This is a genomic window from Methylobacterium sp. HMF5984, from assembly GCF_045033435.1.
Classification (GTDB): domain Bacteria; phylum Pseudomonadota; class Alphaproteobacteria; order Rhizobiales; family Beijerinckiaceae; genus Methylobacterium.
The window spans coordinates 1,516,681-1,539,538 of record NZ_JBJFLN010000001.1; the positions used below are offsets into that span (position 1 = coordinate 1,516,681).

At 67.9% G+C, this 22,858-nt stretch carries 25 protein-coding genes, 1 tRNA gene and 1 pseudogene; 12 read left to right on the top strand and 15 right to left on the bottom strand.

All coding sequences use genetic code 11. From position 1 onward, the window contains the following. Positions 1–9: 9 nt before the first annotated feature. On the bottom strand, positions 10–1,020 hold the full coding sequence (locus ACFZ8E_RS07175; protein ID WP_405042435.1) for a 1-aminocyclopropane-1-carboxylate deaminase: 1,011 nt from the start codon (positions 1,018–1,020) through the stop codon (positions 10–12). Positions 1,021–1,362: 342 nt separating this feature from the next. Between ACFZ8E_RS07175 and ACFZ8E_RS07180 the strand changes: the two genes are divergently transcribed. Further along, the gene (locus ACFZ8E_RS07180) at positions 1,363–2,634 is read left to right on the top strand and encodes a D-serine ammonia-lyase (RefSeq protein WP_405042436.1); all 1,272 of its coding nucleotides are present in this window, start codon (positions 1,363–1,365) and stop codon (positions 2,632–2,634) included. Positions 2,635–2,860: 226 nt separating this feature from the next. On the opposite strand, the pseudogene ACFZ8E_RS07185 reads toward ACFZ8E_RS07180, so the two are convergent. After that, positions 2,861–3,124, bottom strand: a pseudogene (locus ACFZ8E_RS07185) (transposase); the annotation flags it as partial. Between the two features lie 1,053 nt (positions 3,125–4,177). Here ACFZ8E_RS07185 and ACFZ8E_RS07190 point away from each other — a divergent pair. After that, the gene (locus ACFZ8E_RS07190; RefSeq protein WP_405042437.1) at positions 4,178–6,001 is read left to right on the top strand and encodes an SdrD B-like domain-containing protein; all 1,824 of its coding nucleotides are present in this window, start codon (positions 4,178–4,180) and stop codon (positions 5,999–6,001) included. A 69-nt stretch (positions 6,002–6,070) separates the two neighbouring features. Next, a complete protein-coding gene (locus tag ACFZ8E_RS07195) occupies positions 6,071–9,274 on the top strand; it encodes an Ig-like domain-containing protein (protein ID WP_405042438.1) in 3,204 nt (1,067 codons plus the stop codon). 160 nt (positions 9,275–9,434) lie between these two features. On the opposite strand, the gene ACFZ8E_RS07200 is transcribed toward ACFZ8E_RS07195, so the two are convergent. Both ACFZ8E_RS07200 and ACFZ8E_RS07205 read right to left on the bottom strand, forming a co-directional pair. Next, positions 9,435–10,442: an inorganic phosphate transporter gene (locus ACFZ8E_RS07200; protein ID WP_147725666.1), complete on the bottom strand. Its 1,008-nt coding sequence runs from the start codon at positions 10,440–10,442 to the stop codon at positions 9,435–9,437. A gap of 2 nt (positions 10,443–10,444) precedes the next feature. Continuing rightward, positions 10,445–11,089: a DUF47 domain-containing protein gene (locus ACFZ8E_RS07205; RefSeq protein ID WP_147725667.1), complete on the bottom strand. Its 645-nt coding sequence runs from the start codon at positions 11,087–11,089 to the stop codon at positions 10,445–10,447. Positions 11,090–11,196: 107 nt separating this feature from the next. On the opposite strand from ACFZ8E_RS07205, the gene ACFZ8E_RS07210 reads away from it, so the two are divergent. Next, entirely contained in the window at positions 11,197–11,433 is a 237-nt protein-coding gene (locus tag ACFZ8E_RS07210) for a hypothetical protein (protein WP_147725668.1), read from the top strand. A gap of 170 nt (positions 11,434–11,603) precedes the next feature. Here the strand turns inward: ACFZ8E_RS07210 and ACFZ8E_RS07215 are convergent, their stop codons facing one another. Next, the gene (locus ACFZ8E_RS07215; RefSeq protein WP_147725669.1) at positions 11,604–12,011 is read right to left on the bottom strand and encodes a MucR family transcriptional regulator; all 408 of its coding nucleotides are present in this window, start codon (positions 12,009–12,011) and stop codon (positions 11,604–11,606) included. A 424-nt stretch (positions 12,012–12,435) separates the two neighbouring features. Here ACFZ8E_RS07215 and ACFZ8E_RS07220 point away from each other — a divergent pair, with 424 nt between their 5' ends. Next, positions 12,436–13,530, top strand: a complete 1,095-nt coding sequence (locus tag ACFZ8E_RS07220) for an NAD(P)/FAD-dependent oxidoreductase (protein ID WP_405042439.1) — start codon at positions 12,436–12,438, stop codon at positions 13,528–13,530. A gap of 10 nt (positions 13,531–13,540) precedes the next feature. On the opposite strand, the gene ACFZ8E_RS07225 is transcribed toward ACFZ8E_RS07220, so the two are convergent. Genes ACFZ8E_RS07225 through ACFZ8E_RS07235 form a run of 3 tightly spaced genes read right to left on the bottom strand, consistent with a single transcriptional unit; the run spans position 13,541 to position 15,136 of the window. Next, positions 13,541–14,257 (bottom strand): LrgB family protein, encoded by a 717-nt coding sequence (locus tag ACFZ8E_RS07225; protein WP_147725671.1) that lies wholly within the window; start codon positions 14,255–14,257, stop codon positions 13,541–13,543. Beyond that, the gene (locus ACFZ8E_RS07230) at positions 14,254–14,652 is read right to left on the bottom strand and encodes a CidA/LrgA family protein (RefSeq protein ID WP_243949679.1); all 399 of its coding nucleotides are present in this window, start codon (positions 14,650–14,652) and stop codon (positions 14,254–14,256) included. Before ACFZ8E_RS07230 ends, ACFZ8E_RS07225 begins: the two co-directional genes overlap by 4 nt. A 13-nt stretch (positions 14,653–14,665) precedes the next feature. Next, positions 14,666–15,136 carry a TerB family tellurite resistance protein gene (locus tag ACFZ8E_RS07235; protein ID WP_405042440.1) on the bottom strand — a complete coding sequence of 157 codons (471 nt, stop codon included), beginning with the start codon at positions 15,134–15,136 and terminating at the stop codon, positions 14,666–14,668. Between the two features lie 217 nt (positions 15,137–15,353). Here ACFZ8E_RS07235 and ACFZ8E_RS07240 point away from each other — a divergent pair. From ACFZ8E_RS07240 to ACFZ8E_RS07270, 7 genes are all read left to right on the top strand, one after another. After that, positions 15,354–15,429 (top strand) — tRNA-Thr (locus ACFZ8E_RS07240). A gap of 136 nt (positions 15,430–15,565) precedes the next feature. After that, the gene (locus ACFZ8E_RS07245) at positions 15,566–15,826 is read left to right on the top strand and encodes a hypothetical protein (RefSeq protein ID WP_405042441.1); all 261 of its coding nucleotides are present in this window, start codon (positions 15,566–15,568) and stop codon (positions 15,824–15,826) included. Further along, positions 15,823–16,032: a hypothetical protein gene (locus tag ACFZ8E_RS07250; RefSeq protein WP_405042442.1), complete on the top strand. Its 210-nt coding sequence runs from the start codon at positions 15,823–15,825 to the stop codon at positions 16,030–16,032. Before ACFZ8E_RS07245 ends, ACFZ8E_RS07250 begins: the two co-directional genes overlap by 4 nt. Then, on the top strand, positions 16,029–16,220 hold the full coding sequence (locus ACFZ8E_RS07255; RefSeq protein ID WP_405042443.1) for a hypothetical protein: 192 nt from the start codon (positions 16,029–16,031) through the stop codon (positions 16,218–16,220). Before ACFZ8E_RS07250 ends, ACFZ8E_RS07255 begins: the two co-directional genes overlap by 4 nt. A 15-nt stretch (positions 16,221–16,235) precedes the next feature. Beyond that, a complete protein-coding gene (locus ACFZ8E_RS07260; RefSeq protein ID WP_405042444.1) occupies positions 16,236–16,466 on the top strand; it encodes a hypothetical protein in 231 nt (76 codons plus the stop codon). A 143-nt stretch (positions 16,467–16,609) separates the two neighbouring features. Further along, positions 16,610–16,918, top strand: a complete 309-nt coding sequence (locus ACFZ8E_RS07265; protein WP_405042445.1) for a hypothetical protein — start codon at positions 16,610–16,612, stop codon at positions 16,916–16,918. 174 nt (positions 16,919–17,092) lie between these two features. Further along, complete coding sequence (locus ACFZ8E_RS07270; protein ID WP_405042446.1) at positions 17,093–18,394, top strand: class I SAM-dependent methyltransferase; 1,302 nt, start codon at positions 17,093–17,095, stop codon at positions 18,392–18,394. A 492-nt stretch (positions 18,395–18,886) separates the two neighbouring features. Here ACFZ8E_RS07270 and ACFZ8E_RS07275 read toward each other — a convergent pair whose 3' ends face one another. The 7 genes from ACFZ8E_RS07275 to ACFZ8E_RS07305 form a co-directional block, all read right to left on the bottom strand. Next, entirely contained in the window at positions 18,887–20,212 is a 1,326-nt protein-coding gene (locus ACFZ8E_RS07275) for a class I SAM-dependent methyltransferase (protein WP_405042447.1), read from the bottom strand. A 72-nt stretch (positions 20,213–20,284) separates the two neighbouring features. After that, positions 20,285–20,485, bottom strand: a complete 201-nt coding sequence (locus ACFZ8E_RS07280; protein ID WP_405042448.1) for a hypothetical protein — start codon at positions 20,483–20,485, stop codon at positions 20,285–20,287. 7 nt (positions 20,486–20,492) lie between these two features. Next, positions 20,493–20,825 (bottom strand): hypothetical protein, encoded by a 333-nt coding sequence (locus ACFZ8E_RS07285; protein WP_405042449.1) that lies wholly within the window; start codon positions 20,823–20,825, stop codon positions 20,493–20,495. A gap of 210 nt (positions 20,826–21,035) precedes the next feature. Next, positions 21,036–21,461 carry a hypothetical protein gene (locus tag ACFZ8E_RS07290; RefSeq protein WP_405042450.1) on the bottom strand — a complete coding sequence of 142 codons (426 nt, stop codon included), beginning with the start codon at positions 21,459–21,461 and terminating at the stop codon, positions 21,036–21,038. After that, positions 21,461–21,733, bottom strand: coding sequence for a hypothetical protein (locus tag ACFZ8E_RS07295; RefSeq protein ID WP_405042451.1), 273 nt, complete (start codon positions 21,731–21,733; stop codon positions 21,461–21,463). The genes ACFZ8E_RS07290 and ACFZ8E_RS07295 overlap by 1 nt, the downstream gene beginning before the upstream one ends. A 2-nt stretch (positions 21,734–21,735) precedes the next feature. Beyond that, positions 21,736–22,479, bottom strand: coding sequence for a hypothetical protein (locus ACFZ8E_RS07300; RefSeq protein ID WP_405042452.1), 744 nt, complete (start codon positions 22,477–22,479; stop codon positions 21,736–21,738). Positions 22,480–22,554: 75 nt separating this feature from the next. After that, complete coding sequence (locus tag ACFZ8E_RS07305) at positions 22,555–22,854, bottom strand: hypothetical protein (RefSeq protein WP_405042453.1); 300 nt, start codon at positions 22,852–22,854, stop codon at positions 22,555–22,557. Between the last annotated feature and the right edge of the window lie 4 nt (positions 22,855–22,858).

A 22,858-nucleotide genomic window follows, 5' to 3' on the forward strand; every position in this document is an offset into this window, starting at 1 on the left:
CAAGTCGGCTCAGCCGTTTCGGAAGGTGTAGCTGTAGCCGTTGAGCGCGGGGGCGCCGCCCAGATGGGCGTAGAGCACCTTCGCGCCCTTGGGGAAGAAGCCCTTCCGCACGAGGTCGATCATCCCCTGCATCGACTTCCCCTCGTAGACGGGGTCGGTGATCATGCCCTCCAGCCGGGCCGAGAGGCGGATCGCGTCCACCGTCTCCTTCGAGGGCACGCCGTAGACCGGGTAGGCGTAGTCCTCGTTGAGCACGATGTCGTCCTCGGCGATCGCCGGCGCGCCGACGAGGGCGGCGGTATTTTTTGCGATCTCCAGCACCTGGGCCTTGGTCTGGGCGGGCGTGCAGGACGCGTCGATGCCGATGACGTTGCGGGCGCGCCCGTCGGCGGCAAAGCCCACCACCATGCCGGCATGGGTCGAGCCGGTGACGGTGCAGACCACGATGTAGTCGAAACGCAGGCCCATCTCGGCCTCCTGGGCGCGGACCTCCTCGGCGAAGCCGACGTAGCCGAGCCCGCCGAACTTGTGCACCGAGGCGCCGGCGGGGATCGCGTAGGGCTTGCCGCCCTTGGCTTTCACGTCCTCCAGGACCCTGGTCCAGCTCTCGCGGATGCCGATGTCGAAGCCGTCGTCGACGAGCTGCGTCTCGGCGCCCATGATGCGGGACAGCATGATGTTGCCGACCCGGTCGTAGACGGCATCCTCGTGCGGGACCCAGGCCTCCTGGATCAGCCGGCACTTCATGCCGATCTTGGCGGCGACCGCCGCGACCATGCGGGTGTGGTTCGACTGCACACCGCCGATCGAGACCAGGGTGTCGGCCCCGCTCGCGATGGCGTCGGGCACGATGTACTCGAGCTTGCGCAGCTTGTTGCCGCCGTAGGCGAGGCCCGAATTGCAATCCTCGCGCTTGGCGTAGATCAGCACGTCGCCGCCGAGATGGGCCGTTAGCCGCGGCAGGTGCTCGATCGGGCTCGGGCCGAAGGTCAGGGGATAACGCTCGAACTTCGACAGCATAGGCGACGTCCTTTGTTGGTCAGCCCGAGAAAGCTAGCAAAGTCGGTGCGGAAGGTGCTCTCGAAATGCGCCGTTGTTTCCTATTGCAATGAGACGACCGGCGGTCTTAGCCGAAAGATCGTTGCGCCATCACCCATTGGAATGGAAGGATCGTTCATAAGCGCTCGGCGAGGGCGAACGAGCCGTGAGCTTCGCCGACGGCTTTATGATGGGCGGCCGCATGTGCGATGCCGTCCGGGCCCGGTGGACGAGGCCAGCCGCACGACCGCCGATTCGTCCCCGGCCGGCTCGGCGCGACGCCCCGGCGATCCGAGCCGATTTCCGTCACAGGACACCGCCCGTATGAGCGCCGCCTGCACGCCCCCGCTTGATCTCCCCGATGCCGTGCGGGATGCCAAACCCACGGTCTGGCGCAACCCGCGCCTGGGCCGAGCCGCCGAGATCCTGCCGGGCCTGGCCTTCGGCCTCGCGGACGTCGTGGCGGCCGAGGCGCGCTGGCGCCGCTTCGATCCGCTCCTCGCCCGGCTGTTTCCCGAGCTCGCGACCGGTCGGATCGATTCGGCTCTCCTGCCGCTCTCCGCCGACTTGGCCGCCCTGGTGTCGGGACGCCCGGGGGCCTCGGCTTGGGTGAAGGCCGACCACGACCTCCCGATCACCGGCTGCATCAAGGCGCGGGGCGGCGTCTACGAGGTGCTGGTCGAGACCGAGCGGCTCGGCCTCGCGGCGGGCTGGCTGTCGGGCGCGCCCTCCTATGCCCGCCTCGCCGACCCGGATGTCCGGGCGGCCTTCGGCGCCCACACGATCGCGGTGGGAAGCACCGGCAACCTCGGGTTCAGCGTCGGGGTGATCGCCCGCGCCCTCGGCTTCCAGGTCGAGGTGCACATGTCCCACGACGCCAAGGCGTGGAAGAAGCGCCGCCTGCGCGACCTCGGCGCCCGGGTGGTGGAGCATGCGGGCGATTACGGCAGCGCCGTCGCCGCCGCGCGGGTCGCCTTCGAGGGCCGCGCCGACGCGCACTTCGTCGATGACGAGAGCTCGGTCGACCTGTTCCTCGGCTACGCGGCGGCGGCCTTCGACCTGCAACGCCAGCTCGAGGCGGCGGGCGTGAGCGTGGACGCGGCCCATCCCCTGTGCGTCTACCTCCCCTGCGGCGTCGGCGGCGCCCCGGGCGGCGTCACCCTCGGCCTGAAGCTGCTCTACGGCGACGCCGTGCGCTGCGTCTTCGTCGAGCCCGTCGCCGCGCCCTGCATGCTCGTGCAACTCGCCGCAGGCTCGGCGCGGTCGGTGAGCGTCTACGAGATCGGCCTCGACAACCGGACCGCGGCGGACGGCTTGGCCGTGGCCGCCGCCTCGATGCTGGTGGCCGGCACCGTCGGCGCCCTCGTCGAGGCCGTGGTGACGGTGAGCGACGCCGACCTGTTCGCCTGGCTGCGCGATCTCTGGGACCGGGCGGCCTTGCGCCTCGAGCCGTCAGCAGCGGCGGCCTTCGCGGCGGTGGGGCCGGCTTGCGGCGTCCTGCCGGACGTCGCCCACGCGACGCACGTCGTCTGGACCACCGGCGGGGCGCTGCTGCCGGAGGCGGAGTTCCAGGCCGCCCTCGCGCAAGCGGCTTGAAATCAAGCAGCGGAGGCTGAGTGCTCAATCCAATGAAGGCCTGTCGTCCAATAGGCCGCGGCGCCGGCGCCATACGGCAGACATCATAACGTACCGGGGCCGCCGTTCGTCCGCTTTCGTGAGAATATCGCCAACCGTGGTCCGACCGCCTCCACCGAGGCAGTGTGGGAACGCGGTGTGCTGTGTTGGATTGGGGCGGCGATGGCGCACGGTGCGCCGCGTGCCCTCACGCCCGCAAGGCGGTGAGCAGCGGTCCGGTGCCGAGGATCGCCATCACCCGCTTCATATTGTGGGCCAAGACCTGCAGGCTCATCTCGGTTGAGGCGTTCTTCAGCCAGTACAACCGGAAGTGGGTCGCCCCCATCCAGCCTTTCAGCGTCCCGAACACGTGCTCGACCGTCTGCCGACGCGTGCGCATCGCGTGACGATCCTCGTCAAGCCGGTGCTGCACGGCTTCCAGGACCGCCTCGTCCCCCCAGCACGTCACCCGTCATTCCTTGGCCGGCGTGCTCCTCGCGCTTCGGTGAAGAAGCCCGATAGTGTACCTAGGCGCAGGCTCCGCCGTTAACCGCGCGACGGTGTTGAAATCGCCGCGAGGCGTTCCGTCGGGCACCGCACGTCGGTCGGTCTGTCGGACCTCCGCAGCTGACGATGAATCAGAGGTCCGCGCGGGGCGCACAGCATCACCGTCGGTGGGTATTCCTATCCGTGATGCAATCTGAGGGTATCAAGGACTCTGGTCCCCGACGACTCGTTCCGCGTCCACTGGCCGGCAGCTTCGTGGGTCCGTTCGAGCGGCACTGGCTCGGCGGCGGCGACGGGCCGAGGAAGGTTCGGGAAGCGGTCACCATCGACACGTTGTCTAGCGCTACATCGTTGTCATAAAATGATCTTTTTGACGGCGAGAGCGCCGTCGGCAGTGTGTGATCGTTCGGGCCGCGGCAGCTCAGCGTCGGTGCATTCGACGTCAACACACCGCCAACGCCGACCTCGGCCGCGTTACAAATGCGGGGGCGTGTTGATATATTTCCTAGGTCGGTCATTGCCCGGGCCGCATATGGCTAATAGTTCTTAACACGCATGAAAAAAAGCAGCTCCAAAAGCTGCCCTCGATGCAGCGTGACCATGTCCCCCTGCGTCGGGTTCGTCTGGGAGGCGGGCCGATCGATGTCGAGACCGAAGAAATACATCGTGTGCAACCAGGAGGTGTTGCCCCTGGCCGAGACTGTCGACCGGGCGACGCGATCCGTCGCGCTGCCGGGGATGCACGCCTCTCGTGGGACGCGCCGCTGCATCCGGCCCGCTGCGATCGGCCATCCGTGCGACCGAGGATCTTCCTCCTCTCATGCCACCTAGCCTGATCTCTTTCGCAAAAAAATCGTCCGCGCCGATGCATCGCGCGTCGTTCGAAGGTTGAAGCGGTCAGCGCGGCGCGCGTTGCTGGCGCGCTTCGCTGCAAGCGTCGCCGCGATCGCGGCGGATGCCCTCACGGCACCTGCCTCAAGATAATCAACAACGACGATCAGACTGGGGAGAGAGTATCATGGCCGTCTATGGCAACCACAAGGGGCACACGTTCTTCGACACAAACGGCAACGGCACGCAGGAATACGGTGAGGGCAACCTGTTCGGCGGGTTCCCGGTCGGCCTGTACAGCGCGGACGGCAGGACCCTGATCGCGACGACCTTGACCGACGCCAACGGCAACTACGATTTCGGCCAGCGCCCCGACGGCACCTACGCGATCCGCTTCGGCAGCGGCGGCGGGTTCCGCGGCGATCAGGCCACGATGACCGCGGACGGCGCCAGCTGGATCACCAACGTCACCGTCGGCCGCGGCGCCACCACCACGGTCGACCAAGGCTTCTACGTCGGCGCCGGCGGCACGATCGGCGGCACGGTCGGGACCGACCTCAATGGCGACGGGCAGTTGACGGCAGGCGAGGGCCAGGGCGGCGTCATCGTCCGTGCCTTCGACGGCGTCGGGAACCTCGTCGGAAGCACGAGCACCGACGCCGACGGCCATTACGGCTTCTCGGGGCTCGCCGGCGCCTACACCGTGCAGGTTGTCAACCCGCTGGGTCAGACCGTGGTCGGAAGCGCCTACAAGGCGGTCGCGACCTCGGTCGCCTCGGGGTCCGACGGCAACAGCTTCGTCCTGGCGGCCGCGCCGACGCTCGCGCCGTCCGCCGGCAGCGGCAGCGTCGGCGGCCACACCTTCTTCGACACGGATGCCGACGGCAGCCAGCAAGCCGGCGAGTACAGCCTCGGCGCCGGCTTCCCGATCGACCTCTATAATGCGGCCGGAACGGTCCTCTACGGCAGCACCGCCACCGACGCGAACGGCAACTTCATCTTCGCCAACCTCGCCGACGGAACCTACGCGCTGCGGTTCCACACCAGTGGCGGCTTCCACGGCGACCAGGGCATCACCACCGCCGACGGCTTCAACTGGCAGGCCGTCTCCGTCGATCACGGCGCGCCGACCCTCGTGAGCCAGGGATTCAACTTGGCCCCCGCGGGAAGCATCAACGGCATCGTCTACGCGGATTCCAACGGCAACGGACGGATCGACACCAGCGACGGCGGACAGACCGGCGCCGTCGTCACGCTGTACGACGCGAGCGGGCACGCGATCCAGACCACGACGACGGGCCCGAACGGCGCCTGGGCCTTTCTCGGCCTGGGCGGCGGGCAATACACGGTCGCGTTCGATCTTGGTCTCGGGAACGCCGTCGTCGACGCGCCCGCGAGCGTCTCGCGGACGGTCGTGAACGGCACCGCCGTCAACTACGAGCACACCCTCGTCACCGGAGCTGCGAAGGTCGCGGCCGGCCTATCGGGCACCGTGTTCGCCGACGCCAACGGCAACGGGCGCTTCGATGCCGGCGAGGCCGGCGTCGCCGGCGCGCACGTCGCGGTGATGGACGGCAGCGGCTACGTCGTCGCGACCCTGACCGCCGATCCGAACGGCCACTACACCCTGCCGGACCCCTATGCCGGGCAGAACTACCGCGTCGTCGTCAGCCCGCCCGCCGGCTTCGCCAGCGAGGACGCCCGCGGCGTCTCGGGCCTGGCGCTCGTCCCGGGCCAGGCTCTGGACCATGTCGACCTCGCCGTCGTCGCGGCCATCCCGCCGGCCACCGTGGTTCCGCCCACGGTCAGCAAGGTCATCAACGTCGTCGTGCGCGGCCAGTCCAACACCTACTACCCCACGGTCGAGGGGCAGATTGAGGTGATGCGCCAGGAGATCCAGAAGCTGCTCGGCTTCGACGGCATCAACCAGCGCGTGAACGTCGTCGCGTCGAGCAACGATCCGAACAAAGCCGACACCGAGATCGGCGGCACCTCGCTGACGGCCGACTAGCTCCATCCCAACGGAACCGACTGGTCCTCGACCTATCTCGAGCGCGGCTATCTCAGCGCGATCAACCAGTTGCCGGCCACCGACCGCGGCGCGCCGACCGCGATCGTGATGCTCCACAACGAGTGGGACAGCAACTTCACCACCGGGCTTACGGCCGACCGCTGGATGAGCGCCATGCGCTACGAGGCCGGCCTCGCCCGCGCCGTCCTCGGGCTGAGCACCAACGACGCGCCCTACCTGTTCGTCTCGCCGATCCCCTTCGCCGCCGGCGCGCCGCAGCAGCCCCTGCAGAATCAGGCGATCGCGGTCGGGCAGGCCGAGCTCAGCGCCGACGCGGCGTTCAACGCGAAGGTGGTCACGCTGCAGAGCAGCGACGTGACCATGGATCACGACGGCGCCAACGGCGGGTTCCACCTCAATACGCAGGACCAGCAGGCGCTCTACGGCCGCGCCGCCCTCGGCCTAGCCCAGCAGTTCGCGGCATCGGCGATGCCGGGCTCGCCGATCAGCCTGGCCAACGGCAACATCGACAATCTCGGGCCGCAGGTCACCCAGGTCTCGGCGGTGGCCGGGCACGCCAACCAGCTCCTCGTCACCCTGGCCTTCGATCAGGCCGCGAGCCTGCAGGGACTCGACGGCGTGGCCGCCTCGGGCACCGGTTGGTCCGTTCGCGCGGGCTACGACGACGCGACCGCGGAGGCCAACGGCACCGCCGCCCAGATCGTCGACGCCAACCACGTGCTGCTGACCTTCGACACCGCGGTGCCGGCCGGCGAGCGGCTGTTCTACAGCTGGGGCAGCTTGCGCCTGCAGCAGAACAACGGCCCGGGCAACGGCAACGCGATCTACGACAACAACGGGCTGCCGCTCTCCGTCGATCCGCACGGCCTGCCGATCGGCTACGTCGCCGCCGGGGGCCCGGCGATCACCGGCACGGTCGCCAACCAGACCACCGCGCAGGCCGCGATGAGCCCGTTCGCGACGACGACCCTCGCCGACCCGAATCTCGGCGCGACCGATACCCTGCGGATCACCGTCACGGGGGCCGGCGGCACGCTGTCCGGCGCCGGGCTCGCCGCCACCAACGACGGCGCCTACATCCTGTCCGGCTCGGCCGCGGCCCTGCACGCGCTCACCTTCGCGCCCACGATCGGCCAGCCCGGCACGACGACCTTCACCCTGCAGGCGATCTCGAACGCCTACCCGACCGCCGCCACCGACAGCACAACCTCGGTGGTGATCAAGGCCCCCGGGATCACCACGGCGCTGGCACAGGACACCGGCACGTCGGCGATCGACGGCATCACGGCGAACGCCACGGTCAGCGGCGTCACCAATGCGGGCGCGACGGTGACGCTGGTCGACGAAGCCGGCCGCACGGTCGGCCGCGCGACCGCCGATGCGACCGGGCAATACACCATCGCCCCAGCCGGGCTCGTCGACGGCGTCCACACGTTGACGGCGACGGAAACCTATCTCGGCGTCGCCGCGGGCTCCGCACGTGTCGGCCTCGTCCTGGACCGTGCCGCGCCGGGCACGCCCGGGCTCGCGCTCGCCCACGACACCGGCGCATCGGCGAGCGACCGGATCACCTCGGACGCATCGCTCACCGTGAAGGCGGCGGAGACCGGCGGCAAGCTGGGCTACGTCGTCGACGGCAGCGCGGTCGGGGCCTACGACCCGAGCACGCTGAAGGACGGCGCCCATACGGTCTCGGTGACCCAGTCGGACGCCGCCGCAAACGTCTCCGCCGCCCGCACGGTCGGCTTCACCCTCGACCACACCGCGCCGGTTGCGCCGACGATCGCGCTCGCCCACGATACCGGCTTCTCCTCGACCGATCGGATCACCGCCGACGCGACCCTCAAGGTCACGCCGGCCGAGGCCGGCGGCAAGCTGAGCTATGTCGTCGACGGCAGCGCGGTCGCCGCCTACAACCCGAGCACGCTCAAGGACGGCGCCCACACCGTCTCCGTCGTGCAGACCGATGCCGCCGGCAACGCTTCCGTCGCCGGGTCCCTCGGCTTCGTGCTGGATCACGTCGCTCCGACCCTGAAGGCCGACACCGCCTCCGGCACCTTCGCGGCGGCGCTCGCCGGCAACGTGCTGGCCAACGACACCGGTGCCGCCAGGCTCCACCTGGTGGCGGTGCAGTTCGGCAACGGGCCGTCCCACGTCGTCCCGGCCTCGGGCACGGTCCAGGCCTACGACCCGAGCGGCACGCTCACCGTCTCGGCCGACGGCAGCTACAGCTACCAGCCGACGAAGGTCGGGCACGCGGTGTACACCGAGACGGTGGCGGATGCGGCCGGCAACACCAGCCAGACCACGCTGACGCTGAACGTCGCCAAGGCGGCGATCCCGTCGTCGCTGAGCTTCGGATTCGCGCTGACCGAGGCGCATTTCGACTTCCGCGACGGTCACGACCTGATGACGGCGCCGAACGGCACCGTCACCGACCTCACCGGCGTCGCCACCATCGCCTTCACCGACGGGACCGTGCGGGAGAAGGACGGGTCGCCCCTGGTCGACGACCTGTACTACGACGCGCACAACCTCGACGTCTGGCGCGCCCACATCGATCCGGACACGCACTACGCGCAGTACGGATGGCACGAGGGCCGCGACCCGAACGCCTCCTTCTCGACCAACGCCTACCTCGCGGCCAATCCGAAGCTCGGTCCCGCCGGCGTGAACCCGCTGACGCATTACGACGTGCGCGGGTGGCTGGACGGTCGCAGCCCCGGCGCCGACTTCTCGGCCGAGGCCTACCTAGCCGCGAACCCGGACGTGGCCGCCGCGAAGATCGATCCGCTCAAGCACTACCTCGCGACCGGACAGGCGGAGGGCCGCGCCGCGTTCCCCGGGCTGACCATCGCCAACGGCACGGGCGACCATCTCTACGGCGACTTCGACGCGACCTACTATCTCGCCCACAACCTCGACGTGGCGGCCGCCGCACGGTCGCAGAGCGGGTCGGCGGATTCGTTCGCCTTCACGCACTACCTCACCACCGGCGCGCATGAGGGCCGCGACCCGAACGCCTACTTCTCGACCGACGACTACCTCGCCGCCAACCCCGACGTCGCCGCCTCCGGGACCAATCCGCTGCTGCACTACGAGCAGACCGGCTGGTTCGCGGGACGCGACCCGAGCACGGCCTTCCACACCGACGCCTACCTCGCCGCGAACCCGGACGTGGCGGCTCTCGGCATGGATCCGCTCCACCACTACCTGCAGTTCGGCATGGCGGAAGGGCGCCATCTCGCCTGAAGCGCGCCGCGCCGGTGCGCCGCCTCGGCGGGACGCACCGGCGCTCTCAGGCCGGCGAAGGATCCGGCTCGGCGCGGGAGCGTGCACCGGGGCCAGGGTGCGCTCCGTCAGCCGGAATGTGCGAATCGGGGCAGGCTCGCGCGGCGACCCCGACGGCGGGTCAGGCGAACAGCCCGACGAGCGCGTAGCACCCCGCCGCGATCAGTGCGGCGGCGGGCATCGTCAGCACCCAGGCGATGACGATGTTGCCGGCCACGCCCCAGCGCACCGCGGAGGTGCGGCGAGCGGCACCGACGCCGACGATGGCGCCGGTGATGGTGTGGGTGGTCGAGACCGGAACGCCGAGCCAGGTCGCGGCAAACAGCGTGATCGCCCCGCCGGTCTCGGCGCAGAACCCCTGCATCGGGTTCAGGCGGGTGATGCGCGAGCCCATGGTGTGGACGATGCGCCAGCCGCCGAGCAGCGTGCCGAGCGCCATCGCGCCCTGGCAGGCGAGCACGACCCAGAGCGGGATATAGAACTCGGATCCGAGCAGCCCCTGCGAGTAGAGCAGCACCGCGATGATGCCCATGGTCTTCTGGGCGTCGTTGCCGCCGTGCCCGAGGGAGTAGAGCGAGGCGGAGAGGAACTGCATCACCCGGAATGTGCGGTCGACCGCGAACGGCGTCGCGCGCACGAAGCTCCAGGAGACAGCGAGCACCAGCAGCAGCGCCAGCAGGAAACCGAGCAGCGGCGACAGAACGATCGCGGCGATGGTCTTGCCGAGGCCGGCCCACACGATCACCGGCGGCCCGGCCTTGGCGAGGCCCGCGCCGACGAGACCGCCGACGAGGGCGTGCGAGGAGCTCGACGGGATGCCGAGCACCCAGGTGGCGACGTTCCAGGCGATCGCGCCGATCAGCGCGGCGAAAATCACCGGCGCGTCAACGATGCTGGCGTCGACGATGCCGGTCCCGAGCGTCTGCGCCACGTGGAGGCCGAAGAACAGGAAGGCGATGAAGTTGAAGAACGCCGCCCAGATCACGGCGTAGCGCGGCCGCAGCACCCGCGTCGAGACGATGGTGGCGATCGAGTTGGCCGCATCGTGCAGGCCGTTAAGGAAGTCGAAGACCAGCGCGACGGCGATCAGTCCGACGAGCCAGGGCAGCGCGAGCGCGGTGATCGTCATCCTCAGACGTTCTCGATGACGATGCCGCTGATCTCGTTGGCGACATCCTCGAACCGGTCGACCACGCTCTCGAGGCTGCCGTAGATCTCGCGTCCGATCAGGTAGCGCATCGGGTCGGTGTGGCCGTGGGCCTGGTACAGCGCCTTGAGGCCCTGGTCGTGCAGCTCGTCGGAGCGGCCCTCGACGCGGGTGATCTCCTCGGTGAGGGCGGAGAGCCGCGTGGCGTGGGTGCCGATCGCGCTCAGCAGCGGGACGGCCTCGGCGGTGAGGCGGGCCGCCTGCACCACCGTGTCGCCCATCTCGCGCATCAGCGGCTCGAAGGTGCGGATCTCGTAGAGTTCGATGGTCTTCACGGTCTTCTGCATCTGGTCGATGGCGTCGTCCATCGACTGGATCAGGTCCTTGATGTCGCCGCGGTCGAACGGGGTGATGAAGCTGCGGCGCACCGCGAGCAGCACCTCGCCGGTGATCGCGTCGGCCTCCGCCTCGCGCGCCACGATCGTGCGGCCGAACTCCGGCACGGCATCGCCGCCCTGGAGCAGGCCGTGAAGGGCGTCGGCTCCGGCGACCAACGTCTCGGCGTGGCGCGCGAACAGATCGAAGAACCGATCCTCGCGCGGCATCAGCGCCCGGAACCATCCCAGCATCGCGGCGATACCCCTCGGCGCCCGACCGTCGACGCGCCGCTTCCGGTCCCTCGTGGCACGCTTTGCGGCTCGGCGCGAGGGCGGGCGCGTGAAAGGCTCGACCGATCATGCCGAAGCGTATCGGACGGCGCTACACCACCTTCCTCGTCGCGGTGACCGCGGACGCGGCCACAAGCACGGTGCCGGCTTCGGTCTACGCGGTGATGGCGCGACGCCCGGACGAGGCGTTGGAGATCGTGCGCGCGCAGGCCGATGGGAGCGACGAGGTCGTCGTGGTCGGGTCGCTGTCGAGCCGCATGGCGAAGGCGATCCGGCTGTCAGCGGGCGAGATGCGCGCGATCTGACAGGCGAGCCCGCGCATCGCCGCGACGGCGCCCGGCCGGGATCGTCGGATCCCGGGGATGGCATCGGATCGGGCCCGCACGGCGGTCGCCGCGGCAGCCCGATCCGGTTCGGCCCATCCATGCGCCCTCGGCGCCGACGTCGGACGCGAGGGCGGTCGAGGTTCAGCGGATCACTCCGCCGCCTGCTGCAGCCGCAGGCGCTGGTTCTGGCCGATGGTCCGGGAGATCACCGAGCGGCGGGCGCTGTAGCTCGCCGAGACCAGGGGGTAGTCGATCGGGAGGCCCCACTTGCTGCGGTAGGCCTCCGGCGACAGGCCGCGGAGCGTCAGGTGCCGGCGCAACGCCTTGTAGGGCTTGCCGTCCTCGAAGCTGATGATCGAATCCTGGCGGATCGAGGCGCGGATCTGGGCGTCGGTCGGCCGGGCGAGCACCGGCTTCGGCGGCGTCTGCAGGCCGGTGATCGAGCCGTGCACCGTCCGGATGAGGTCCGGCAAGCCGGCGGCCGGCACCGAGTTTCGGGCGACGTAGGCGGCGAGGATCTTCGCGGCGAGATCGATGGGGTCTGAGGTGGTCTGCACGGTCGTGTCCTTCCGAATTCAATCTGGTGGGTGCGCCGGGGCGCGAAGTCGTCGAAACCAGGATGCTTCAGCGGTCGATCGCTCTAGAGGGACGCGGCGGGAGGAGCCGCTGCCGAACGATTATGCGCCTGCGCGCTCAAAACACAACTTATGCGCGACCCATTCAGTGCGTTAAATCTACTTAGAATTGATTAACGCGCTCAAGCGGGTTGCAAATGCACGCACGCAGCGCGCTCGGGTCGCCAATTTCGCTCACGGCGACAAACCCTTAGGTGAACCCTAAATCGTCCGCCACTCGCGCGAATCGCTATACACTTTCTAGTTGTATATCTCGTGCTGCCGCCCGGTGCGACGCCCTCGACGAGGCACCGGGCCTTTACCGGTCCGGCGACCTCGCCGAGAACGGGCGGCGGAGGATCGCATCATGGAAGTCCTGGTCGTCGGTGCGGGCGTCGTCGGCCTCGCGACTGCGCGCGCCCTGGCGCTGCGGGGGCACGAGGTCGTCGTCGCGGAGGCGGCGGAGGCGATCGGCACCGGCGTGTCCGCGCGCAACTCCGAGGTGATCCACGGCGGGATGTACTATCCGGCGGGCTCCCTGCGGGCGAAGCACTGCGTTGACGGCGCGCGCCGGCTCTACGCGCTCTGCGAAAGCCACGGCATCGCCCACCGCGCCTGCGGCAAGCTCATCGTCGCCACGACGGAGGCCGAAGCGGAGACGATCGCCGCGATCCGGGATCGCGGCGTCGCCAACGGCGTCGAAGGACTCGATCTGCTCGACGCCGCCCAGGCCCGACGCCTGGAGCCGAACCTCGCCTGCACCGCAGCGCTTCTGTCGCCGCGGACGGGAATCGTCGACAGCCACGGCCTGATGCTGGCGCTGCAGGGCGATCTCGAGGATCGCGGCGGCGCGATCGCCCTGCACACCCCCGTCACCGGCCTGGGGCGCCGCGACGGACGCTGGGCGGCGGCGTTCGGCGGTGCGAGCCCCGGCGACTATCCGTGCGACGCGGTGGTCAACGCGGCGAGCCTCGACGCACAGGCCCTGGCCGCGCAGACCGGGGGCTACCCGGCCGAGCGGGTGCCGCGCCGCGTGCTGGCGCGCGGCAACTACTTCGGCTTCACGGGAAAGCCCGCGTTCTCCCGGCTGATCTATCCGGCACCGGTCGAGGGCGGCCTCGGCACCCATCTCACCCTCGATCTCGCCGGGCGGATGCGCTTCGGCCCCGACGTCGAGTGGATCGAGGCGGTCGACTACCGGGTCGATCCGGCGCGCGGCGACGCCTTCTACGCGGCGATCCGGCGCTACTGGCCCGGCCTGCCCGACGGCGCGCTGGTCCCCGATTACGCCGGCATCCGCCCGAAGCTCACCGGCCCGGGCGAGCCGGCCGCCGACTTCGTGATCGACGGGCCGGCCGAGCACGGCCTGCCGGGCCTCGTTCACCTGTTCGGAATCGAGAGCCCGGGCCTGACCGCCAGCCTGTCCCTGGCCGAGGCGGTGGCCGACCGCCTCGGCGCGTGACGGCGCGCTCTCAGGACAGGATCCGCAGCGCCAGCGGCACGAAGATCGCGGTGAGGAAGGCGTTCAACCCCATGGCGATGCCGGCGAAGGTGCCGGCGACCTCGCTCACCTGGAACGCCCGCGCGGTGCCGACGCCGTGGGCGGCGAGCCCGACCGCGAAACCGCGGGCGCGCATGTCGCGGATACCCAAGGCCTGCATCAGCGGCGTCACCAGGATCGCGCCGGTGATGCCGGTCAGCATCACCAGCACCGCCGTCAGCGTCGGGTCGCCGCCGAGCGCTTCTGAGATGCCCATCGCCACCCCCGACGTGACCGATTTCGGGCTGAGCGAGACGATGACGGGCTCCGGGATGCCGAGGAGGCGCGCCAGCACGATCGCGCTGCCGAGCGCCACCGTGCAGCCGGCGACGAGGGCGGCGAGCATGGGCAGGAGCGCCCGCATCACCGTGGCGCGGTGCTCGTAGAGCGGCATCGCCAGCACCACCGTCGCCGGCCCGAGCAGGAAGTGGACGAACTGCGCGCCGTCGAAGTAGGTGGCGTAGGGCGTGCCGGTCAGGGTCAGCACCGTGCCGGTGATCGCGATGGCGATGAGCACCGGGTTCGCCACCGGGTGGCGCCCGCTCGCGGCCGAGATCCGGTCCGCCACGAGGTAGGCGGCCAGCGTCACCGTCAGCCACAGCAGCGGCGTGCGCGCGAGGTAGACCCAGACCGCGAACTCGCCGCTCACCGGTCGCCCCCGACCCGCGCCGTCAGCCGCGCGACCCAGAGGAACACCAGAACCGTGGCGACGAGCGCCGCCGCGGTCGAGACCACGACCACGATCGCGAGGCGAAGCCCCTGTGCCTGCACCACGTCGAGGCGCCCGACGATTCCGGCGCCGGCCGGAACGAACATCAGCGACAGGTTCGCGAGCAGCCCGCGGGCCGTGTTCTCCAGCGTCCCGTCGGTCAGCGGCTTCGGCAGGACCCGTGCCAGGTGCAGCGCGCGCCGGTCGCGCAGCACCAGGAAGCCCAGCATCAGGGCCATGCCGAGGACCGGGCCGGGGAGGGGCAGCCCGGCGCTGCGGGCAAGCACCTCGCCGAGGAGCTGCGCCAGCAGGATCAGGGTCAGGCTCGCGATCATCGATCGCCGCCGCTCAGGCCGGATCGGCGGCGATGCCGGGGATGCTCTCGCCGCGCGCCCGCGCGATCCCGCCCTCGTCGAAGCCGAGGAGCTTGCCGAGCCGCCAGACCAGCGCCTCCTCGAACTCGTCGACGTGGCCGTCGGCGGCGGCGACCGACCACGCCATCCCCAGGATGCGCCCGCGCTCGCCGGCATCGGCCTCGTGCGGCAGCATCTCGACGAGGCTCGCCACGTCGCGGGTCTCGGAATCGAAGGCGGCGGCCCGGGCGATCAAGGCGTCGGCGGCCTCGGCGCTCTCGGCGTAGCGCCCGCGCACCAGCCGGGCGAGGCGCTCCGATTCCGCCGGCGCGAGGATGCCGTCGGCCCGGGCCACGTGGACGAGGAGCGCGGTGGCGGCCAGGTGGGTGTCGTCGCCCGGCGTCTCGTGCGCGGCGACCCCGAGGGCCTCAGCGGCATAGGCCCGCAGGCGTGCGATCAGCGACATGGCGATGTTCCCGCGACCGGCGCGCCCGGTGCGGTGGGACCCTTCCCGCCGGATCCGCCCCCGTCAAGGACGCGAAGCCCGCCCCCGACCCTTCCCCGCGCCGCCGTGTCCCGCCTGCATCGCAGCCGGCTCCGCGAACGGTGCCGCCTTGCCAACGGCAGACCGGACGGCTATGCACCGTGGCCTCGGCGATCGCACCCTGCGACCGCGGACGGATGCCGCTTTAGCTCAGCTGGTAGAGCACCTCATTCGTAATGAGGGGGTCGGGGGTTCGAATCCCTCAAGCGGCACCAACACTTAGCCCTCTGCTTGCTTACCGGAAATGATGATCGGTAAGCACATGGTAAGCAGACCGGGAAATCGGATATTCCTTCCCAACGCTTCGTTACGCCCGTTGCGCTTGCACTCAGCGGCCGCCAGGATCGCCCCATGGCAGACCCCACGACCGGCGAACTTTTCAAAATTAAGGCTGTCACAGACGACGAGGTGAACGTCGCTGTCGACGCGTACCTTGCGGCGCCGGACATGGGCCCATTCCCAATCGCAGAGGGCTACCGAATCGACATCGACGCGGCGGTCAAGGCGAGCAACTTCGCGACCCTCGTCGTCTCGGATGATCACGCGAGCCCTGCGCAGAAGGCCAAGGCCGTGCGCACCGCGATCCTGCTGGCGCGGCCGGTGGCGTCGTGAGCGATCCCGCGAACAGCAACACGCCGGCTCAGCTCTTCGACATGCGGAAGGACGACGAGGTCTGGACGGTCTACGATATCGCGACCGGCGAGCCGGCTCGCGTCAACGGCGTGCCTCAGACCGGCCTCGACATGGAAGTGGCTGACGACCTCGTCGACCTGCTGACCCTCCTCGCTCGGCAGAAGAACGAGAGCACCGGGCATTGAGCGAGACGCTCCGGTTCGCCCTACCGTTGCGCATCAAGGCCACCGAGGAATCGATCCAGGTCGTCGACCGGGCCGGGCGGGTGATCTTCTACGTCTACGTGTGCGCCGAGCCCGAGCGTCGGATGAACACCAAGCGCCTGCGCACGAGGAAAGCGTCGCGGTCGCCCAGATCGCCGCGCGGGCGCTGACTGACCGGGTCGAGCGTGGCGAATGACCCAGCCGTCCGCGGGCGTGCTCTCGAAGCTCTGCGCGCCGCCGCGATGAACCCCCTCGGCCTGCGCCTCTCCGCGCACCCAAAATCGATGCGCGCGCTGGTCGTGCTCGGCTACATCGGTGTCCGGCCGGCGCAGTACCCCGGACGCCGGCGAGACGAGCGGGCGTGGTTCCTGACCGACAGCGGGCACGAGCTGCTGAAGGTGCTCGGCCCGGGCTAGGTCGGCGGCCGACAGCCGCGTTGCGCCACCCCGCCCGGGCCCCTATCCCCGCCGGCCCACATCCGGCGAGACCCATGGCATCACCCGCACCGATCCGACCCACGCTCGCCGACGTCCAGGCTTGGCGCGACACGCTCGAGGCCATGAAGCCCACGGTGCCCCCCTGTCCCGGCTTCTCGGCGCAGCGATGGCAGGAGATGCGCGAGGCAGCGATCGACTTCCTCGACCGGTTCGGTGAAGACGCCATCGCCCTTTGCTGGATGGCTACGGACCTATTCGGCGTGCACCCGACCGTTGGCGTGGTCCGGGTCGATTACTGCGGCGGCCTGATGATCAACGCCCGCCGTGTCGAGGCGATCGGCGACACCTTGATCCGGTACGGGAATCAGACCTACCGGCGGGACCGGCCTGGGCGGCCTGTGAACGCGCCGGCGTGGCAGGCCGCGCGGTAAGCTGCGCACACGAAAAAGCCCGCCGCAGCTGGTGCCGGGCGGGCTGAGATGTCTCGCGGGGCGCTCATCACGAAGACGGCTGATGTAGCGCGTACGGCAGCGCGGGCCCAAGGCCTCGGCCTTGCATTCAAATCCAAAATCGCAGATCAATAATCGGTAAACGAGGGGCTTGAGATGCGACTGGACTCAAACCAGACTTGGCCGATCGAATGGCTTACTAAAGAACAGTTCCCCGGCTTCGATCAGGTCTATTATCTCGACCGGTATCCGGACATCCGAGAGGCAGGTGTCGACCCTCTTCAGCACTTTATGGATCTGGGATGGAGAGAGGGGCGTGATCCAAGCCCAGGCTTCAATGTTGCGGGATACCTCGCCGCTAATCCGGATGTGCGGGAGTCAGGCGGCAATCCTTTGCTGCACTACCTTAACTACGGTTTGGCTCAAGGGCGAGTCGGACACACAAGATACATGGAGCAGCAGGAAGCCTCGACCACTCTTGCCGCGGACCCGATCGACCCGTCTGACGTCTGGGGCGCGCGCGCGCGCGAGAACCTGAGCCTACCGCCGCATGGCTGGCTCGACGTTCTCTGGCTTCTACAAGACAGAGTGTGGCCCAAGGTATTCGGCCACGTACCGGAGAGCTGGTGGGCTCCGGAGGTGTTCCGCGCCCTAGGCGTCCCGACCGGCGGTAAATGGCTTAGCCTCGGATGCGGTCCTGGTCATGCCGAGATCGCCCTCCTGCAGCACGGCTCTGTCGACGAGATACTCGGTATGGATCCTTCCTCTGGGGCAATACAGGTCGCCAATGAGCTTGCCCTCGGTGCAGGTGTCGCGGATCGCGCGAAGTTCGCCATTTCGGCAATGGACCTCCCCGAGTTTGAACCCAACTCGGCTGACGTGGTGCACATGAACATGTCGCTGCACCACATTCATGATCTCGAATGGGTGTTCGCGCAAATCTTTACGGCGCTAAAGCCCGGTGGATACTTCGTCGCTAATGAGTTCGTTGGACCGAAACGTTTTCAGTGGTCTGAGCAGCGCATCAAGATCGTGACAGACTTCCTTGCAACGATCCCGGACCATTTACGACGCGACTACCGCGACAACTCGGTTAAGGTTCGGCAGCAGACCTACCCCGCCGAGTGGTGGATCGCAAATGATCCCACCGAGTCGGTGAGATCAAATGAAATACTTCCATTGCTCATGAGTATTTCACCTGAAACGAAAGTGTACTCTTATGCTGGAAATATCGCAAATTTGGTTCTAGAAAACATCATTCATAACTTTGATCCGCAACGTGATGAAGACAAAGCAGTATTGGCGCGGCTCTGGGAAGAGGATGATAAATGCGCTGAGGCCGAGGGGCCAGATTTCGTTTACATCGTAGCATCAAAATCGGCGGACGGGCGCGAGATGAAGATTGCTCGGAAGATCGCCGCCGAGTGGGTAGGCCACAGGAACTCGCATAGCGAGTGACGGTACTGAAGCGCCGGAACGCGAAAAGCTCGCCGCGGCGTATGCCGGGCGGGCTGAGTTTGGCTCGGGTAGGAATGAGCGTGGGGCGGAAGTGCCTCGCGCGACACGCCTACGCGATCCACATGCTAACGAAACGACAGCGCACGAAAAAGCCCGGCGCGCCATAATGGCGGCCGGGCATAGTCTGGAATAAAACGGAGCAGGGGAGCTCCGATTGCCCGGCTCGCACGAAATGTGCCGTAGGGCTGTCGACCTATGTTGAAGGATCGGCACTGAAGGTTGAAGCACACGTAACGCCCGCCGCGGCGGGTGCCGGGTGAGCTGAAGGGATCTGGAGGAAGTCGCTCGGCCGATGTGAATGTCGGTACGATGCTCATACGCCGGCTTGGGCCAATGACATACGAAGGTTGCCGTTGGCTGGATCATCCTCAGAATCTGCGTCAGCGAGCCGGCAAGCATTAACGTTTCGCAATCCAAGCGCCGATCTAATCGCTAGAGTCCATCTGGAGGCGGTCCAGGGCGCTTAGGGCGCCCGATCTTCAACAAACGGAGCGGCCGCGTCAGCTTCCAACTTAATGATGCTGCCGTTGAATCGTGGAAAGAAACGCTCCATTGCAGCAGTGCCGTATAGCTCTCTCTCTCTCTCTCTATGTCCGACCATGCAGTCTTCAATTCAGCTTCAAGTTCCTGGCGTCTCAGAATAGACGTGTCGCTCTCCAATAAAATTGAGTTACGCTCAGCGATGATCGCATTGCGATCCGCGCAAGCGGCATCGCGATCTGCGTGAGCGGCATCGCGATCCGCTCGAACAGCATTTAGTTCTTCCTTGTAATTCAGAGATGCGGCGTTCACGGCAGCAAGCTCGGCCTTGATAACGTTCAGGTCTGCCTGGTCCACTTGTGCGCCGGCAAGTGCGGATCGCAGGGTCTCGTTGTCCCTCCGAAGCGACTGGATCTTGCCCTCGCTCGAGCTGACGAACGACTCGATCGCTGCAATGGCTTGGTTGTTGGCGAGGTTGCTCAAGTGAAAGTCGTGTGCTTGAGCGCGAGATGCATCTAACTGCTGTCTGAGGTCCAAAAGTTCTGCCCCGCGGGCGAGGTATTCTTGTTCTCTAACGATTGCCCCGCCAAGGCGAGCGAAGTAATCACGGATCAACTGTCCATGTGGTTCGATACGGCCTCCGAACAATTGATCCATCCAGGGCAGCATTGGATCGGAGCCGACATAGATTACGCCTAATCCGTAGGAGTGGTCGAAGTCGAACGATGGATATCTTTGAGAAACTTCGTTCCAAAGTTGCCAGACGCCAAAGTTATTATCAAGCACCCGAATATCATGGAATAGCACGATTCCTCTACGGCTTAACTTTAGCAGCCAGGTTTCTAAATCGTGCCTCACGGCCTCATAGGTGTGAAGGCCGTCAATATGCAGCAGATCAACGCTGCCATCATCAAAATGCGGCAATGCGTCATCGAAGCTCATGCGCATGAGATTTAGGGCGTCGAGTGGCCGTGCTGCCACGTATGCTTTGAGGTTCCAGTAGGTGTCTATGGTATGAGAGCCGGCATGTGCATCGCCGATCCAGTGATCGACGCCGAAAAATGCCCCAGCATGCCCAACATCGTTCGCCGCCTCGGCCATGGCACAGAGAGATGCACCATTGTGGACGCCCAACTCGACTGTGATAGACGGTTGATGAATACCGACTAACCATTTGGAAAAGGGGATATGCCCCAGCCATGCCGACGCAACAATACGGTCAGGCATCGTAAAGACATGTCGTTCGTTTAGATTCGGCAAGATCTGTTCGTCAGGCATTCGTAGCGCTTCTCCAAGTCAGACCAAGCCCTTATAAGTCCGTTTACTGTATAATGATTCAGATCGAATTGGCTAGATCCGTTTCTGAAGATGTGGCGTCGAATTTACCGCATCGGGTGCCGGGTCGCGCCGCGCGGCTAGATGCTTCAGGATCACCACCACCAGCATGACGATCGCGCCACACAAAGCCGCCATCCAGAGGTGGCCGGCGGTGAACGTAGAAAAGGCGCCCCAGCCGAAGCCAGGGCGCACGAGGGTGTTGACGGATGTCAACGCGAGGTCAGTGCAGCAGCCCGACCTTCGTCAGGATCACGGACCCGAAGGCGCCGACTGCCGCCGTGACGGCGCCCCACACCCGCTTGTCCATCGTGTCCAGGCGCTTCTCGACGCCGTCGATCCGCTCGTGGATCGCCCGGTTGTCCTTGTCGATCTCCGACCACGGGACGAACGTGGCGATCGCCTGGATGACGTTGGTGTGCCGCGCCTCGGCCGCCGACTGCGCGGCCTTGTTGGCATCGAGCATCGAGTTCTGGCGCTCCTCGATGCGCGCCAGCGCGATCAGGATCCGCATCTCGGGGTTGGCATCGACGCCACCTTCACGGACGACGGTCATGGCAGGCGCGCTCCTCGGCGCTTGGGCGTGTTCGAGAAGGCCTTCCCCGAGGCCGGGAGGGATGGGCGTCGGCACGCGAGAGGCGACGCCTTGTCCGATCAGGTCGAGCCCGGGTCGCGATACGGCAGGCCGGCGGGTGCGCCGCGGTTTCTCGTCGGACATCGGTGCCCCCGGATGATCCCTCCCCCTCCTGCGGGGGAGGGTGAAGCGCTACCGCTTCGAGAAGATGCGCCCGACGGTGGCCTGGACGCCGGCGACGCCGATCACCGACGCGACGATCATCTGCTCCATCGCGTCGTAGGGCGCCGGGAGCTTCGCCACCTGCCAGTTGAACAGGAAGGTCGAGTCGAGGACGATCGCGCCGAAGTGGAGCATGCAGAGCCCGAACGCCGTCGGGATCATCCAGGCCGACCAGAGCGAGAGGCGTTGCGCCGCGCGCTCGGCGGCGATCACCTTGCGCTCCTCGATGTAGGCGGAGAGCTGCCCGGTCGCGACCGCCGTGTCGGCGGTGACGTTCTGGCCGTTGGTCAGAACGGCGGTGTCCTGGCGCTTGCTGAGATAGGCGAGGACGGCGGAGGCGAAGCCTGAGCCAAAGAACTTGAGCAGGCCGCCGCCGATCAGCGCGAGGAAGCCCATCAGCGCGGTCCCCCGTCCGGTCCGTCACCCGGGCGCGGTCCCATCGGACGCGCCGCGTCGCGGATATTCTTCAGGACGGGCGGCAGGGCGAGACGGGCGAGCGCGAGCACCGATCCGATCCGCGCGCCATAGCCCTCGTATCCCGGCGGCAGGACCGACGACCAGTCGAAGCCCACGACGGCGTTCAGGATGTCCGGCAGGGAGAACAGGATCGCGAGCAGGTAGAGCCGAACGCCCACCAGGCGCGCGTTGATGCGCTGGAGCATATTCATGGTTAGGCAGCCTTCGGGCGAGAGAGCAGGGCGTGCACGCGCGACCAGAAGCCCGGGGCGGGGCTGGGCGCAGAAGAAAGCCCGCCGGTGAGGGCGGGCTTGATGGTGGTCGGGGCGGGCTTCGCGGCGGTGATCGGCGCGAGGGGATCGGGCACCTTCGGCGGCGGAGCGACTTCCGGGATCCGCACCGACGACATCAGGGCGACGCGGAATTGCGCGTGGTAGCCGGCGATCAGCTTGTCGCAGTCGGTGCCGTTGATGATGCGCCGGGCGCCGACGGCGTCGGCCCGGCCGGGCCCGAAGTAGTCACCGAGCTTCTTGCCGGTGAACCACCCCTCGATCATCCCGTAGAACAGGATGGCCGCCGCCACGTCGGGGCGCATCGCGAGCGCCGGCGTCTTCACCAGGTCCTCGCCCGCCTTCAGGATCCCGAGCGCGCGAAGCCGCGCCGTCGCCTTGGCGTAGTTCGCCTCCCAGGTCAGCTGGACGTAGCCCCGCCCCCAGAAACCGGTCGGGCCGTAGGCCTTGCCCTTGCCGCGGCCGAACTCCTCGATCGGGCGCATGGTGCGCGCCGTCTCGTGGAACGTGGTCGCGAGGCAATAGGCCGGCTTCTCGACGCCGAGGTCGGCCGGGCAGGCGTCGAGGATCGCTTCCATGCCGGCGACCTGGTCGGCCGTGAGGTGGCCGGCGAACGGCTGCCGGCGCACGGCGTCGAAGAACGCCACGCGGTCGATGTCGAGGGCCATGTGCGGGCATCCCTGCAATAGAAAAAGGCCGCACAGGGCGGCCAGGATGGGGGGCACGTCAGGGACGGGGCCGGTCTAGCGCGAGCCCTGGTCCCGAAGGGCCTGGACCGCGCGACCGCTGATCGTGGCGACGACCTTGCCGTCGGCATCCACGACCTCGAAGGGGCCGATGTTCGTGGCCCCGTCGCAGAGCTGCAGCCAGTCCGGTCCCTGCGTCGGGCCCGGCGTGACGCGATTGTCGCCGGGCGCGACCGGCGTGCCGGCGGCGCCCGCTCCGGTCGGATTGGCGGCCGGGCGAATGCAGCTCGTCGAGGCGGCCGAGGCAGGCAGAGCGAGCGCAAGCATCGCGGCCGCGGCGAGGGCGGTTCGGATCATGGCG